A 16,677-nucleotide genomic window follows, 5' to 3' on the forward strand; every position below is an offset into this window, starting at 1 on the left:
ACTCCGGCCCACTTACATAAAAATGAAACAGGGCCGGAGTTGTTATTTTTCTTTACATATGAATCCTGTATACGCATTGTTTATCCTTATACGATAATAACTATCAAACTCATTACACTGATAGATTGTGAACTAGGATTGCCACCATGTTAAGAAAATCAGTAAGATCGTTCTTTCTAACTGCACTCTTCACCGCCCCCCTTTTCAGCTACGCCACCCAATATCCTCTTACTGTCACCGATTTCGACGGCAGAAGTGTAACCATTAAACAAGAGCCACAGCGCATCATTCTGCAAGATGGGCGCGATATTATGACGATGGCATTGCTTGACCGCGATAATCCCTTTCAGCGTCTGGTCGCTTGGAACAATCTAGCGAAAAAGCAGGACACGGCAACCTGGGACATGCTGAAAGGAAAGTGGCCACAGTCCGTCGGTATTCTGGATATGGGATTCAGTGACAAAGGCAACGTTGATCTGGAAAGCGTGCTGTCAAAACAGCCGGATCTGATGGTTGCCCAGTTACGTGCCAAAGCAGCGCTGACGGAAAGCGGCGTGGTCGACAAGCTCAGCGCGCTGAACATTCCTGTACTGTTTGTCGATTATGAAATAAATCCGGCTAAAGATACGGCATCCAGTATCGACCTACTGGGTAAAGTTCTGAATCGTGAAGCTAATGCCAAAGCGTATACCGATTTTTATCGTCAACACTTCGATGCTATTCAGCAGAAAACCGCTGCAATCACCCCGAAACCCAGCGTCTTTATTGAAGCTATCGCCGGCAATTCCGATTCCTGCTGCTTCACGCACGGCCACAATGGTTGGGGCGGATTGATTGAAGCGGTCGGCGCGAAAAATATTGGTTCGGATTTACTGCCGGGCGCGTCAGGCTTTGTCTCACTGGAAAAAATTATCAGCATGAAACCTGACGTCTACATTATGACAGGCTCTAAGCGTGGTAACAGCCAAGTACTGCCGTTAGGCTATGGCGCCAGCGTAGAAGACGTTCGTAATCAGGCTACTACGCTGCTAAACCGCACTGGCATCAGCCAAATTCCGGCCGTTCAGGCGAAACACGTTTACGGCGTTTACCACCATTTCTACAACCATCCTTACAACATTGTTGGTATGGAGTATCTGGCAAAGGACATTTATCCTCAGGCGTTTTCCAGCCTGAATCCTGATGACACGTATCACCATATCATTCAGAATTTTACCTCGCTGCCTGACAGTGACTTTATCTTTGCCTGGAAACAAGGTGAGTAATTTTTCATGAGTACAACCACTGAACCGGGTATCCGCAATACTGCCGCGGATGCCAACACCATTATGGACAACTATCGCGGCATTATTCGACGCCGCGTGGGTGTTATGGCGATACTGCTGTTGATCATCATCGGCTCGTTGTTGCTGGATTTCACGATGGGGCCTTCAGGGCTGACGCTTGATGTGCTTTGGCAGACGCTGACCGATCCGGCCAGCGCCGATGCCGGTACGCGCGTGATCGTTTGGGATATTCGTCTGCCTTACGCACTGATGGCTATCGTGGTCGGACTGTCACTTGGTCTGGCCGGTGCAGAAATGCAAACTATCCTGAACAACCCGCTAGCCAGTCCGTTTACGCTCGGCGTTTCTTCCGCCGCCGCATTCGGCGCCGCGCTGGCTATCGTCCTCGGTATCGGTATCCCCGGTATTCCGGCTCAGTGGTTTATCTCCGCAAACGCCTTTATCTTTGCGCTGCTGGCCGCGTTGCTGCTTGATGGCATTACGCGCTGGACGCAGGTCGCGACCTCCGGCGTCGTGCTGTTCGGTATCGCGCTGGTGTTCACCTTCAACGCGCTGGTATCCATGCTCCAGTTCATCGCCAACGAAGACACGCTACAAGGTCTGGTGTTCTGGACGATGGGCAGTCTGGCCCGTGCCTCGTGGGAAAAATTGGGCATCCTGCTGCTGGTGCTGGCTATCGTGATGCCAATTTCACTGATGAGCTCATGGAAGCTGACCGCGCTGCGGTTGGGTGAAGATCGCGCCGTTAGTTTTGGCATTAACGTCCGCCGCCTGCGTCTGGCGACGCTGCTGCGCATCAGTATTTTGTCCGCCATTTCGGTCGCATTTGTTGGCCCCATCGGCTTTATCGGTCTGGTTGCTCCGCATATCGCACGTATGATTTTCGGTGAAGACCACCGCTTCTATCTGCCTGCCAGTGCGTTAACTGGCGCGCTGGTGCTGTCGATGGCATCCGTTGCCTCGAAAAACCTCATCCCCGGCGTCATTATCCCGGTCGGGATCGTCACATCACTGGTTGGCGTCCCCTTCTTCCTGAGTATCATCCTGCGCCACAGAGGAAACGTATGAACCAGCAAACCTCTTCTGGATTACGCCTTTCCCACTTTCGCGCCGGTTACCCCAAGCGTCAGGTGATTCGCGATCTGTCCGTCCCGCAGCTGCCGCGCGGGAAAATTACCGTGCTGCTCGGCCCCAACGGCAGCGGTAAATCAACGCTGTTGCGTGCAATGGCAGGTCTGAATGCTTCCGAAGGCGAACTGTGGTTGGATGACACCAATCTGATGACATTGCCTTTTGCTCAGCGGGCGGAAAAAGTCGTTTATTTGCCGCAATCCTTGCCAGCCGGCGTTCACCTGCACGTGCTGGAATCGATTATCGTCGCACAACGCGCGTCCGGCGGCATGCACAACGCCGAAAAGCAGGATGAAGTGATGAGCCTGCTGCGTCAGTTAGGCATTGAACATCTGGCGTTGAGCTATCTCGATCAGCTCTCCGGCGGACAGAAACAGTTGGTTGGTTTGGCACAATCGCTGATCCGTCAACCTTCGCTGCTCCTGCTGGACGAACCGCTTAGTGCACTCGATCTGAACTATCAGTTCCACGTGATGGATTTGGTACGCAAGGAAACGCGCAAGCGCAACATCATCACCGTCGTGGTGGTGCATGACATCAATATCGCGCTACGTCATGGCGACCATGTATTAATGCTGCAAAACGGTAATTTGATTGCCAATGGCGCACCGGCCGAGGTGATTAGCCCTGAAAGCCTGTCAGCGGTCTATGGCGTACGCGGACGCATCGAGCGCTGTTCGCAGGGCGTGCCGCAGGTGATTATCGACGGGCTGGTCAGCGAACCGACCATTTAAGCTTTTCTCTATACGACTAGACGGTGAGTCCCCTCACCGTCTTACCTTACCAAACGCGACAACGCGGATTCACCACGCCAGGACCCTTTTCACACCGTACTCACTGCGCTTAGCATTGCCGTTATTCAACACAAACGCTCAGAGGCAAGCATATCGCGCATGTTCGTCAGCATGTTCTCAAACAAACGCAATGCCAAACCCACGCTGTTTACGTTGTAGTAGAGCGCCGCGTCATAATGCTTTAGATAATGTTCAAACTCTGGTTTATCGAGCAGTTTATAAATTGCAGTAAATCGCAAAATAAGGTGACTACAATTATTGAGATAGAGATCAAGCGTGCGGTAATCGCTTTTCATTAGCTGAGTAAGCAACGCGGTCATATGCTCAAATTCCGTCAGTAGCGACGCATAATCCCCCAGATTTTCCGCACTGTGCTCAGTCGATTCCATACTGTCATCTCCCTTGGCTTTCGCCACTGGTCAATCGAGCCTATAGCCGCATGCTGCCTCACTGCACAGCACGCGGCACGATAGGTTAGAAACGCTGCCAGTCCGCTTCATCCTGAGCAACGGCGCTTTTTTTCCTCACGGGAGCAAGACGCGACGCAGATATTCCAGGTAATGCGGATGCAGAAACGGAAGCCAGCGCCAGAGGGGTAACCTGCCCCACAATGAACTGCCCCACCAGTTGGCTCAACGTACTTGCCTGTTCCTGCAATGACTGCGACGCCGCAGACGCTTCTTCCACCAATGAGGCATTTTGCTGAGTCACATCATCCATCTGGTTAACGGCCAGATGCACCTGGCTGATACCCTGGCTTTGTTCCTCAGTCGCCGCCGCGATTTCATTGACTAAATCCGTCACCTGCTGGATTGCATCCTTCATCGCTGACATGTTTTTCCCTACATCGCTGGCTTGATCAACGCCCGCCGACACCAGCGAGTTTGAGGCATCAATCAAATCCTTGATTTCACGTGCCGCCGTAGACGACCGCTGTGCCAGCGTACGCACCTCTCCCGCAACCACAGCAAAACCACGCCCCTGCTCACCGGCACGAGCGGCTTCTACTGCCGCATTCAAGGCAAGGATATTGGTCTGAAACGCGATGCCCTCGATGAGCGCAATGATCTCAGTGATTTTGCCAGAGCTGGTGCGAATGTGTTCCATCGTATTCAGCATCGTATTGACGGAATCGGCACTATTGATGGAGATCTTGCTGGCATTACCTGCCAGCAGACTCGCCTGTTGCGTGTTCTCCGCATTCTGGCGCACTGTCTCACTGATTTCCGTCATACTGGCCGCAGTTTGCTCCAGCGAAGCAGCCTGTTCCTCGGTGCGGGATGACAGATCTTCATTCCCCGCCGCAATTTGCGTGGCCGCGCTGCTCACCGACTGCGATGAAGCACTCACCGAAGCCAGCGCAGAGGATACCCGCTGCATCAAGCTGTTAAAGGCACGGGCGGTATTTCCCACTTCATCCTTGCGTCGATCGTCCGCTTGAATCGTCAGGTCGAGATGGGTACTCACGCTTTCCATCGTTTGACTCATGTTATTCAAACTTTTTCTAATACCCAGAATGGTTCTCACCGCGAAAAAGCCGATCAACAACACGATCAGTAACGTACTGGACAACAAACCAAACCACGTTTGTTCATAGATCTGTTTATTCACCTGACGTAGATCGTCGCCCATTTTAACATTCAGATCGAATTGCTTACGGTAATTGGCGAGCAGATCACGAACGACCTTTCCCGGACCGTCCATTCCCTGAAGCAGGCCGAGTGCGAGGTCATTCTGGTTCGTTCTTGATGCGTTCAGAAAAACGGGCAGAGATGCCTGTAGTTTTTTGGTCAGGTCAATCGCCGTATGGGTCAGTTGGCGATCTTCCTCACTGGAAGCATTATTTTTCAGGTAATACTCATTGAGTGCCTGCATCTCTTCGATATTTTTACTAATGTCTTGCTCAATTGCGGGTAATTTACGGTCATCATCCGTGGTCTGGTGACGATACAAAAAAAGCACCAGCGAATTGCTTTTATCTACTAAGTTGTTCAAATCTTTAATGCTCGGAATCGCATTATCCTGAACATATTCAAAACGAGACTGGAACCCTGATAACAACGATAAAGTGACAATAACCAATGAAATAAGCGCCAGCGACATTAGCGAAAACGTCAACAGCAGGCGTTGCGTGATATTCATAACCGCTCCATTTTTTGAATTTTTATACCGTATTTTTTCCTGATTCCGGTATGCCGAATAACCTGTATTTCCCTCCCTACGTGGCGTTTTGCATAAAAATCAGACATACCTTTACCACGTTCAATTATCGCCACAGAAGCGGACACCTTGATAGTACCGATCATTAAAATCACTTAATAATCAATAAACAATAGTCAAAAACTATCAAAATAAGATAATCGATCGTCATAAACATCTAACGATCCTGTAATCAGATTGTAGGAAGGGAAACGTTTGCTTTATTTTCCGGCAGGACAAAGAATGCGGTGAAATAAACATCGCCAGTGCTGCTGTTGATAGACGATAGAATCAGCGAAAAAAGCACAAAAAAAAGCACTGACCGATGAGGTTCAGTGCTTTTCTATATCTGGTTTACTGCATTATTTGGTTTACTGTCTGGCAGAATTATTTCTTCGCTGGCAGCGTAACCCAATAGCCTGGCTGATAGGGCAGCGGCAGGAACTTCTCATGGAAGGTACGGAACGTTGCATCAGGATCGATATCCTTAAACAGTTCTGGGTGCATCCATTTTGCTAATACCTGAATCGCTACAAACTGATACGGGCTGTCATAGAATTGATGCCAGATGGCATGCGCGTTGCCATCGGTTGCTACCGGCAACGTTTTGAATGCTGAGCGTTCCATCAGTTTTTGCAAGCGTTGCAGCGCTTCCTTCTGATCGGCTCCTGGTCCAACGCCAACCCAGCCATTCGCCGTGTTATAGTTTTTCCAGTTAGCCCCTGTCACCACCACCACATCCGGGCGAGAGCTGATAATCTGCTCGGGATTCAGCGTACCAAACGTGCCGGGGATGATGTTTTTGGCAATGTTGTCACCGCCAGCGGCCTCAACCATACGGCCAAAGTTCTCATCACCAAATGACATGCAGCACTCTTCGTCATAGCCGCCTGCACGGTCGATCATCACTTTCGGGCGTGGCCCCTGATAGTTCTTCAACCGATCGGTGACAAGCTCAATCTGCTCACGACGGAACTTAATAATCTCTTCCGCACGCTGTGGTTTGCCGACCAGTTGGCCCATGATGTGAATGCTTTTTTCTGCGTTCTCAAACGGCTTCTCGCGGAAATCGATGAACACCACCGGAATGCCCAGCGAACTGAGTTTCTCGATCAGTTTGCCTTCATCCGTCGCCGCTTTTGATTCCAGATTCATCAGTACCAAATCCGGCTTCAGCGTCAATGCCTGCTCGACGTTGAAAGTGCCGTCTTTCGCTCCGCCAAAGGTCGGCAGCTTTTTAATTTCCGGATATTGCTTTTCGTAAGCCAGATAGCCGTCGTAATCGGCTTTCGGCAAATCGTCACGCCAGCCAACTACACGCTGGAACGGTGCCTCGGTATCAAAGGCAGCCAGCAGATAAATCTGTCGACCTTCCCCTAAGATAATCCGCTTCACTTCGGATTTGATTTCTACCTTCCTGCCACTAACGTCTTCAATAACAATCGGGTTAGCGCTGGCGATAACGCTAGCACTCAGCCCCAACAGAGCAACGACTGAAAACAGCCATTTCTTCATTATTATTCCCTTCTGCGATTATGGTTATAAATGATAATAGTTATCATTATTGAAATGATATCCTGCCGTGATTATCAGAAGCAATGGGTTTTTAGCGCAGCGTTAATAAAAGGTAAAATTAGCCGGAGAATGGCCGAATGCCGCCCATCATCGCGGGCTGTGCACTGAGATAAAGCAGGACGCCGGAGCCAACTAAAATCAGCCCGCCAGCAAAAGCCAGAAGAGAAAAAGCCGCACGTTGCCACACGGGCGAGGCGCGGTTTGCACCTAAGCGCTCAACCACACGACGGCAGTAAAAAACCAACACAGCCAGTGCCGAGATCGTAATTGCCGTTCCGGCAGCCATCACCAGCGCAGAGGCCACGCCCCACCAATACACGCCAATCACTTTAGAGAAAAGCAGCACCAGAATAGCGCCAGAGCACGGGCGCATCCCCATCGCCAGCACAATCATCAGACGCGTACGCCAGCTGCTATCGCGCTCAAGTTCCTCATTGCTCGGGAGATGGCGGTGCCCACAGCCGCAGTCGGCATCGTGCTGATGAGGAGAAGAGGAAAGCACAGGCATCGGACGAAGCACCCTACGTGTATCGGTCGGTACATTGAGCTGGGCTGCATTCAAAGAATCTACGTGCAAAGGCGTCACGCGCAAAATCGTCGCGGGTTTAGGCTGCCGAAAAAGGGCGATATACAGCTGTTTCAACGCGCGGAAACAGAGTAGTAGCCCCAGCCCCGCAACGAGCACGAAGCTCCCCTTTTCCATCCAGAAACTGCTGCTATGCAACGTTCGACTCGACAGTTGCAAAATCCCTAATACCACGGTCACCAGCGCGACTGCCATCAGCCCCTGAACCAACGAGGCGGCAAGCGTCAACTTCAGGCTGCTTTTCAGCTTCGACGGGTGTGTCGCCAGATAGGTCATGATGACGACTTTACCGTGCCCCGGCCCGACGGCATGAAGCACGCCATAGACCAGACTGAACATCATCAGGCTCAGCCCCGCCTGATGCGGCTGCTGTTCCACCATCTGCAACAGGTGCGACATCTGCTGGTGCAGCGATTTCTGCCAGATCGCGCTTTGCAGCACGATTTGCGGCCAGTATCCCACGATGTAATGCAACGCCGAGGCCAGCAGTACCAAAAACAGCCACAGCGGCCACAGATCGCGCAATCGGCTCAACAACGGGCGCTGACGCGGCAGCGAGCCGAGGTTCACTGACATTGCAACGTCACCCGCTGTGCAAACTGTTTCCCTAGCTCCATGTCTTCATCCGGCGCATCGTTCTTATCCAGCGACAGCGCATAGGATTGCAGTTCAGCGTTAGGTTCCGGCGTGACGAGCGAGGTTTTACAACGTGAAGCCAGCGCAGGGGCGAGCGTAATGGCCCTGTCATTCTGGTAGGACATATCGACAAAGTAGGTAGGATCGTAAGTAGAAATCAGCAAAGGCTTGCCCGCCAGCGGCTGTGGATGCGCCAGCGGCAGCACAAACTCCAGTACCGCCTGATTGCCTTTGCGGGAAAGATGATACTCCGTTGGCATCGGGGCATATTTCACGGGCTGACCATCACGATAAATATCGGTGAAATAGTGCTGCCCTAACACATTCGCCATGACTTCCGCCGCCAGCTTTTTCCAGACTTCAGAGTCTTTCTTCGCTTTCCCCGCGTCATACAACAGGTCAGCAGACGTGATGGGATCCATCGTCCACAGCATACGTAAACCGGTGATGTTGTCGTTCTTGCTCTCAACTGTCGTCTGCATATCAATAAAACTGTGTGGGTGAGCGAAAACGGGCTGGCCGAATGCCAAACCTAGCATCAGCAACGTTATCCGTCCGCACCACCGTTTCAAAGCGTTATAATGTAACATTATTTTTACCACACTACGTTATCTTGACAGTACACGCCATTTCTTACGCCTTTTCGACAGCAGTATGGTGGCTGACAGAAGGCCGAATAAACAGGGCCGGAACCGCCAGCAGCGCCATCACCCAGAACGTGCCGCCCTGTAGATGTTCAAACAAGAAACCGGACACCATCGTCATCACCGCGATACTCCCGCCCATTGCCAGCGCCGAATACACCGCCTGTAACCGCAATACGTCCCCATCGCTGCGTGCCGCGATAAAACGCATGGCCGCCAGATGGCAGACGGTGAAGGTTCCACAGTGCAATATCTGTATCACAATCAGCCACGGCAGAGCCACCGTCGCCCCCATCAAGCCCCAGCGCACCACGCCGCATACGGCCGAGAGCAAAAGAAGCTGTCTCGCACTCCAGCGTCGGAACAGGCGCTGGCTGAAAGTAAAGATGACAATCTCCGCAACCACGCCTAACGACCAGAGATAGCCGATAATCGAGGCGGAATAGCCCGAATCCTGCCAATAAATGACGCTGAAACCATAGTAAGCCGCGTGTGCACCTTGCAGCAGGGACACGCAAAGCAGGAAACGCCATACCGCCGGTTCAGTCAGCAACGTTTTCCACGGTGTGACGTTGACCGACTGAGTTGTCGACGTTGCCGCTTGCGGCATCACGCTGGGGCGAAGCAGCATGCCTAATAGCATCACAACCAGCCCCGCACTGAGGATGGCCAGAATCGCCGGATGTCCCCAAATAGCGACCAGTTCACCCGTTGCAGCAGAAGCGATAACAAACGCTATTGAGCCCCAGACGCGCACTTTGCCATAATCCATCACGACCTGCCGCTGCCAGGTCGCGGCTAATGCATCGGTCAGCGGCACCAGCGGTGCGAAAAACAGGTTAAACCCGATCATCACTATCATCAGCCACAGCCAGGCATTCCCGAGCCAGAAACCGACGGCCAGCGCCAGTGACAGCAACGCCAGCCCACGTAGTACCGTAATCAATTTGGACGGATCTTTCACGCTGGGCGTGATGACCAGACTGCCGACGAAGCGCGCCACCAGCCCAGCACCCAACAGCATGCCGATCGACTCAGCGGACAGCCCCTCGCCTTTCAGCCATCCGCCCCAAAACGGCAGGAAAACACCATAGCAAAAAAAGTAGGTGAAATAGCTCAGCGCCAACCAGCGCGTCGATTGCAAAACCATGATTCCTCCCTTTCAGTGACGAACTCCCCTAGCTTCGGCACTTTTTTGCCGGTTACTGTGTCAGAGTGCACACGGCGGCGCAATGCGTTATTCGTCATTAAACGCGAACGGAGATCTCGACCCGCAGGGTGGCGGCCAGGGATGGCACGCCATAAAAAAACGTAGGGAACGTTTTTCAACGTCGCTTGCGACGGCCCGTAAGGGTGGCGGCCAGGGATGGCCGCCATAAAAAACGCCAGCACTCAGGCTGGCGTTTGGGAAGTGTTCCGACAGTGATGTCAGAGAAAATGCCGAATTATGCGTAAACCGGGAAGCGGGCGCAGATATCCAGAACTTTCTGTTTCACGCGTTCAATGGTCGCTTCGTCGTTGATGTTGTCTAACACATCACAGATCCAGCCAGCCAGTTCACGCACTTCCGCTTCTTTAAAGCCACGACGGGTTGCCGCTGGCGTACCGATACGGATACCAGAAGTCACAAACGGGCTCTTCGGATCGTTAGGCACGCTGTTTTTGTTCACGGTAATGTTTGCACGGCCCAGCGCAGCATCAGCTTCTTTACCGGTCAGGTTTTTGCTAACCAGATCCAGCAGGAACAGGTGGTTGCTGGTTGCACCAGAAACGACGTTAAAACCACGTGACAGGAAAACTTCCACCATTGCTTTGGCGTTTTTCGCGACCTGCTGCTGATAAACCTTGAATTCAGGCTCCATTGCTTCTTTCAGCGCAACCGCTTTACCCGCGATAACGTGCATCAACGGGCCGCCCTGACCGCCAGGGAAAACAGCAGAGTTCAATTTTTTGTACAGCTCTTCGTCGCCGCCTTTCGCCAGAATCAGGCCACCGCGTGGGCCAGCCAACGTTTTGTGCGTGGTGGTGGTCACGATGTGAGCATGAGGAACCGGGTTAGGGTAAACATCGGCGGCAATCAGACCAGCAACGTGCGCCATATCAACAAACAGGTAAGCACCGATGCTGTCAGCGATTTCGCGCATCTTCGCCCAGTCAACCACGCCAGAGTAAGCGGAGAAACCGCCAACGATCATTTTTGGCTTATGCGTACGCGCCAGTTCAGCCATTTCGTCGTAGTCGATCTTGCCGCTTTCGTCGATGCCGTAAGGAATGACGTTATACAGTTTGCCCGACAGGTTAACCGGAGAACCGTGCGTCAGGTGACCACCGTGTGCCAGGTTCATACCCAGAATGGTGTCGCCCGGCTGCAGCAGCGCGGTGTAAACGGCAAAGTTCGCCTGAGAGCCGGAGTGCGGCTGCACGTTGGCATAATCTGCACCGAACAGCGCTTTCGCACGGTCGATCGCCAGTTGCTCAACGATATCAACATACTCACAGCCGCCGTAGTAACGTTTGCCCGGATAACCTTCAGCATACTTGTTCGTCAGCTGAGACCCTTGAGCCTGCATAACGCGTGGGCTGGTGTAGTTTTCTGATGCAATCAGTTCAATGTGCTCTTCCTGACGCACCACTTCTTGCTCCATTGCTTGCCACAGGTCGGCATCATAATCGGCAATGTTCATTTCACGCTTTAACATCCGGATCTCCTGACTCAGCTAACATAAATATACTGGAAATTAATGGCCCATTTGGGAATTGGGCTACCCTTTTGGGGAATGGCGTATAGTGTAAACCGTTTTTCCCTAATGAAGATAGGTCTTGACAGAGGTTTTTACGCAAACGATTAGCTACAGGCAGCACAAGGCTTCAGCAAATATCTGTTGCGCAGTGGTAAACGGATTTTTCTTCATTCTCAACCTGCTATTTCTTCATGTTATTCCCTTTGGCTCCGCCTAAAAACCCCTACCACCAAAAAGGTAATTTACAGCAGCGGACAAACTCAATAAGATTCATATAAAATACAACTTATAAGTCATACCAATAAATAAGGAGTCACCATGCTGGATAACCAAACTATCGCCATCGTTAAATCGACCATTCCTCTGCTGGCGGAAACCGGCCCGAAACTGACCGCGCATTTTTACGATCGCATGTTTACGCATAACCCTGAGCTCAAAGATATTTTTAACATGAGCAACCAGCGCAATGGCGATCAGCGTGAAGCGCTGTTCAATGCCATTTGTGCTTATGCAACGAATATTGAAAACCTGGCCGCGCTGCTGCCTGCGGTGGAGCGCATCGCCCAGAAGCACGCTAGCTTTAACATTCAGGCCGATCAGTATCAGATCGTGGGTAATCACTTATTAGCCACGCTGGATGAACTGTTTAGCCCCGGTCAGGACGTGCTGGATGCCTGGGGTAAAGCCTATGGCGTGCTGGCGAATGTCTTCATCCAGCGCGAAGGCGATATCTACCGCAGCACCGAAGCAAAAAACGGCGGCTGGAGCGGCGTGCGACCTTTCCGTATTGTGAACAAGCAGCCGCAAAGCTCGGTGATTACCAGCTTCACTTTGGAACCCACCGACGGCCAGCCTATTGCTGATTTTCAGCCGGGCCAATATCTGGCGGTTTACATCAAGCATGACAGTTTTGCCAATCAGGAGATTCGCCAATACTCTCTGACTCATGCGCCGAACGGAAAATCCTACCGAATTGCGGTTAAACGCGAAGCACAAGGCACCGTTTCCGGCTATCTGCATGATACTGCTCGCGAAGGCGATATCATTCATCTGGCGGCTCCACATGGCGATTTCTTCCTTGATATCCCTGCTTCCACGCCGGTTGCCCTGATTTCCGGTGGCGTGGGGCAAACCCCGATGCTGGGCATGCTGCATACGCTAAAACAGCAGAGTCATCAGGCGAAGGTGCTATGGCTGCACGCGGCAGAAAACGGCACAGCGCATGCATTTGCGGATGAAATCGGAAAAACGGGACAGTCTCTGCCGCAGTTTCAGCACCACATCTGGTATCGGGAACCGCAGCAGGCCGATCGTCCGGGCGAAGATTATCATCACAGCGGGCTGATGCAGTTGGCCTCGTTAAAAGAGGAATTAACCACGCCTGATATGCACTATTACCTGTGCGGCCCTGTGGTTTTCATGCAGTTTGTCGCACAACAACTGCTGGCTATGGGCATCCCCATGGAGCAACTGCATTACGAATGTTTTGGTCCGCATAAAGTTGTCTAACCCTCATTGATAACAGATCAAACCCAAAGGCCGCTTTTGCGGCCTTTTTTTCATCTTTCAGAAAACCACCAGAACATACCCTAAATAATTCAAGTTGCGTGAAGGCGGCAACTGCGCGAGTCCCCAGGAGCTTACACAGGTAAGTGACTGGGGTGAGTAAGGGCGGCCAACGCGCAAGCAGCTTGAAGTATGACGGGTATAAAACACCTTATTGATCACAAATCTCTATGCCAGTACGGCAGTGCTCCGCTAAAAAAGAGGTGGGTCACAAAAAACAAGACATTATTAAAATAACATTTCACTTTTAATGAATAGTTATTTCATCAAAGAGGCCTCGTTTAGGCATCAGCTTGGGTGCACAATAAAAGCCCGACGTTCTCGCTAAAGGCCGTGACAAGAGCGATAAAAAACAGCGACCTTCCTTTGATAACGCCTGGGTTCATTAACCGTTTTCGACTAACCAACAAGGGATATGTCTGACCATGGCAAAACGTTTTTCAGAAAGTGTAGCTTTAGCCCTGATACTTTCCGCCCCTTTCACACTGGTACACGCTAAAACGCCCGCAGCGGCACACCAGACCGCCGCACCGGACAGTGTTAATTTACTATCAGGTTCAACGCTGGGTGAAAAAACCGGCTTATCCGGTCATGTCACGGTACGGGATATTCATCTGCCTGCCACCATCATTATCAGAGACCAACAGGGCCAGAAACGGCAGACACAGACCGATGAGCAAGGAAAATATCACCTTGATATCTCTGGCCTCACACCGCCATTACGTCTTTTAGCCGTCGAATCTGGCGGCAATAACTGCCTGCTGAATAATATCTCCCGTGCAATCTGCCTGTCCGCTGTCGCTCCATCATTGCATGACGGTAAAGAGAATATTGCCAATATCAACCCGCTGACTGACCGCATTACTTCAGATATCGCGGTAGCAGCAGGCTACATTGGTCCACAGCAGCTAGCAGATGATACGGCATCACCGAAACTGGACGCCGCCGCATGGAAAAAAGCCTACACTGATTTTCATGCAGGCTTTAATGACGCGCTAAAGCAGGCAGGCGTCAGTGCGCCCAAGAGTTTCGATCCTCTGACTTACCCCGCGACGCAGCAGGATGCAGTCACCAAAATCGTCAGCGTCATTAACCACAACCGCAATTATCACAACAATACGGGTTACTCCGGCCACACCGTGCTGACTGACAGCGCATTTCACCCGATTGTTGGCCTGAACGACAAAGGCGACTATGAACCGCTGGATTATCGCGCTGCACGTCAGAATCTGGATGCAATTAAGAAAGCACAAACTCGAATCTTTATCGTCGGCGACTCGACAGCAGCCACCTATGAAAAGGGGCGCTTCCCACGTATGGGTTGGGGACAGGTTTTTGAACAACAGTTCAGTAAAAATAGCGGCGTAAAAGTCGTCAATGGCGCACGTTCAGGCCGTAGCTCACGCGACTATTTCTACGAAGGCTGGTTCCGCCAGATGCAGCCACTGATGAAGGAAGGTGATTTCCTGTTTATCCAAATGGGGCATAACGATCAAAACTGCAACGGGGCGAAAGCGGTACGTGGCCCAGCCGATGTCGCTAACCTCTGTACTTACCCGAATGATGCGGCAGGGAAAAAACAGGCCCCACAGGGGAAAGCCGATATGTCGTTCCAGACATCGCTGGAGCGCTACATCACTTTTGCCCGCCAGCACAAACTCACACCGGTTCTGCTTACCCCAACCACCCGAGTGAAAACAGCAGAAGGCAAAGATGGCACGCCAGCGGTACATAGCCACTTCACCAAGCAAAATGCAGATAACGGCTACGCGTTCATCGGCGATTACAGCCAGACCATCAAGAATACAGCAATAGATAACAAGGTGATTTTACTGGACGTTGAGCCAGCCACTATCGCGCTGGCGAATCAGGGCAACAACGACCACTGGAAACAGTACTGGCTGGTGATCGATCCTAAGCAATACCCTTTTTATCGCGATCAGGCGGGTAGCCTGAGCAAGCCGGATACCACCCATTTTCAGAAAAAAGGCGCTATCGCCGTGGCAGGGATTGTTGCTGATGCCATTCGGCAGGAACCCGCTTTAGCGTCGCTGGCGGAAAAAACGACCAGCAAGCACAAGTAGTCATCAGTCAGGTAAAACGATAAGACCGAATCGCGCGCGGCGTACTTAAGCGTCGCGCGTTATGTACCCTTCCCTATACCAATTAAAGGACTATGGACATGATAGACACCTCACACCTCTGCAAGACGCTGACCTTAGCCATGTTAATTTCCGCCCCTTTGTCGTTAGCACAGGCAGCCGACTACAATGCGCTGGTTTCCGCCAACTCAGGGGACGCCAAGGCCTACAAAACCATTACTGAAGCGATTGCCAGCGCCCCAGCAGACAGTTCGCCATTTGTTATCTATGTGAAAAATGGTGTCTACCATGAGCGTCTGACGATTACGCGCCCCAACATTCATCTAAAGGGAGAAAGCCGTAACGGCACCGTGATCACCGCGACCACCGCAGCTGGGACGCTCAAACCCGATGGCAGCAAATGGGGAACTTACGGCAGCAACACGGTGAAAGTCGATGCGCCTGACTTCAGTGCCCGTTCGCTGACCATCCGTAATGATTTCGATTACCCCGCCAATCAGGCTAAAGCCAGCGACGATCCGACTAAACTAAAAGACTCGCAGGCCGTTGCGCTGCTGGTTGCCGAAAATAGCGATCGTGCGTGGTTCCATGATGTCAGCCTGGTCGGGTATCAGGACACGTTATATGTGAAAGGCGGACGCAGCTTCTTCTCACAATGTCGAATCAGCGGCACCGTTGACTTCATCTTTGGCGACGGCACGGCATTATTTGACAATTGCGACATCGTCTCACGCAACCGTACCGACGTGAAAGGTCAGCCGCTTGGTTATCTCACTGCACCCAGCACGGATATTAAGCAAAAATATGGATTGGTCATTACCAATAGCCGGGTGATTAAAGAGAAAGGCGTCCCCGCGAAAAGTTATGGCCTGGGTCGACCTTGGCACCCAACAACGACCTTTCCAGATGGACGTTATGCAAACCCTAACGCCATCGGGCAAACAGTGTTCCTGAACACCAGCATGGATGATCATATCTATGGCTGGGACAAAATGTCCGGTAAAGATAAACAAGGTGCGACAATCTGGTTCTATCCACAGGATTCACGCTTTTTCGAGTATAAATCCAAAGGCGCAGGCGCAGAGAAAAACGATCAGCGCCGTCAGCTAAGCAACGCGGAAGCAGCAGAATATACGGCAGACAAGGTGTTGGCGGGTTGGGTTCCCACTGCGCCTAAAGGGAAGTAAGTGTGGAGAAGCCAGCCCTCATCAGGCTGGCTTCTATACTCGTCATATTTCAAGTTGCATGTGCGTTGGCTTCGTTCACTCACCCGAATCACTTACCTGAGTAAGCTCATCGGGATTCCCTCTCTTGCCGCGTTACGATGCTCATAAATGAGCACCGCCCTAAAGGGCTAACGCTTCGCATTATTCAAAACGTTAACGTTTTGTCCTGAAACTCGAATTATTTAGAGTAT

13 protein-coding genes are annotated in these 16,677 nt (G+C 51.7%); 6 read left to right on the forward strand and 7 right to left on the reverse strand.

The window, feature by feature from the left end:
• Positions 1-146: 146 nt before the first annotated feature.
• The 3 genes from EO763_RS15945 (at position 147) to EO763_RS15955 (ending at position 3,151) form a co-directional block, all read left to right on the forward strand.
• Positions 147-1,265, forward strand: coding sequence for an ABC transporter substrate-binding protein (locus tag EO763_RS15945; RefSeq protein ID WP_161529551.1), 1,119 nt, complete (start codon positions 147-149; stop codon positions 1,263-1,265).
• Positions 1,266-1,370: 105 nt separating this feature from the next.
• Entirely contained in the window at positions 1,371-2,354 is a 984-nt protein-coding gene (locus EO763_RS15950; RefSeq protein WP_370529541.1) for a FecCD family ABC transporter permease, read from the forward strand.
• On the forward strand, positions 2,351-3,151 hold the full coding sequence (locus tag EO763_RS15955; RefSeq protein ID WP_010301120.1) for an ABC transporter ATP-binding protein: 801 nt from the start codon (positions 2,351-2,353) through the stop codon (positions 3,149-3,151). The genes EO763_RS15950 and EO763_RS15955 overlap by 4 nt, the downstream gene beginning before the upstream one ends.
• Positions 3,152-3,276: 125 nt before the next feature.
• Here EO763_RS15955 and EO763_RS15960 read toward each other — a convergent pair whose 3' ends face one another.
• The 7 genes from EO763_RS15960 to glyA all read right to left on the reverse strand — a co-directional run bounded on the left by EO763_RS15960 (position 3,277) and on the right by glyA (position 11,550).
• The gene (locus EO763_RS15960; protein ID WP_010301123.1) at positions 3,277-3,600 is read right to left on the reverse strand and encodes a hypothetical protein; all 324 of its coding nucleotides are present in this window, start codon (positions 3,598-3,600) and stop codon (positions 3,277-3,279) included.
• Positions 3,601-3,685: 85 nt separating this feature from the next.
• Complete coding sequence (locus EO763_RS15965; RefSeq protein ID WP_161529552.1) at positions 3,686-5,353, reverse strand: methyl-accepting chemotaxis protein; 1,668 nt, start codon at positions 5,351-5,353, stop codon at positions 3,686-3,688.
• 444 nt (positions 5,354-5,797) lie between these two features.
• Entirely contained in the window at positions 5,798-6,925 is a 1,128-nt protein-coding gene (locus tag EO763_RS15970) for an ABC transporter substrate-binding protein (protein ID WP_039493546.1), read from the reverse strand.
• Between the two features lie 118 nt (positions 6,926-7,043).
• On the reverse strand, positions 7,044-8,147 hold the full coding sequence (locus EO763_RS15975) for a nickel/cobalt transporter (protein ID WP_161529553.1): 1,104 nt from the start codon (positions 8,145-8,147) through the stop codon (positions 7,044-7,046).
• Positions 8,138-8,797, reverse strand: a complete 660-nt coding sequence (locus EO763_RS15980; protein ID WP_161529554.1) for a DUF1007 family protein — start codon at positions 8,795-8,797, stop codon at positions 8,138-8,140. Before EO763_RS15980 ends, EO763_RS15975 begins: the two co-directional genes overlap by 10 nt.
• A 43-nt stretch (positions 8,798-8,840) precedes the next feature.
• Complete coding sequence (locus tag EO763_RS15985) at positions 8,841-10,001, reverse strand: 3-phenylpropionate MFS transporter (protein ID WP_103198790.1); 1,161 nt, start codon at positions 9,999-10,001, stop codon at positions 8,841-8,843.
• A gap of 295 nt (positions 10,002-10,296) precedes the next feature.
• The gene (glyA, locus tag EO763_RS15990) at positions 10,297-11,550 is read right to left on the reverse strand and encodes a serine hydroxymethyltransferase (RefSeq protein WP_010301142.1); all 1,254 of its coding nucleotides are present in this window, start codon (positions 11,548-11,550) and stop codon (positions 10,297-10,299) included.
• Between the two features lie 360 nt (positions 11,551-11,910).
• Between glyA and hmpA the strand changes: the two genes are divergently transcribed.
• From hmpA to pemA, 3 genes are all read left to right on the forward strand, one after another.
• On the forward strand, positions 11,911-13,101 hold the full coding sequence (gene hmpA, locus EO763_RS15995; RefSeq protein ID WP_161529555.1) for an NO-inducible flavohemoprotein: 1,191 nt from the start codon (positions 11,911-11,913) through the stop codon (positions 13,099-13,101).
• A 482-nt stretch (positions 13,102-13,583) separates the two neighbouring features.
• Positions 13,584-15,242 carry a pectin acetylesterase PaeY gene (gene paeY / locus EO763_RS16000; protein WP_161529556.1) on the forward strand — a complete coding sequence of 553 codons (1,659 nt, stop codon included), beginning with the start codon at positions 13,584-13,586 and terminating at the stop codon, positions 15,240-15,242.
• Between the two features lie 98 nt (positions 15,243-15,340).
• Positions 15,341-16,447 carry a pectinesterase PemA gene (gene pemA, locus EO763_RS16005; RefSeq protein WP_161529557.1) on the forward strand — a complete coding sequence of 369 codons (1,107 nt, stop codon included), beginning with the start codon at positions 15,341-15,343 and terminating at the stop codon, positions 16,445-16,447.
• Positions 16,448-16,677 lie beyond the last annotated feature (230 nt).

Source organism: Pectobacterium odoriferum (assembly GCF_009931295.1).
GTDB lineage: Bacteria > Pseudomonadota > Gammaproteobacteria > Enterobacterales > Enterobacteriaceae > Pectobacterium > Pectobacterium odoriferum.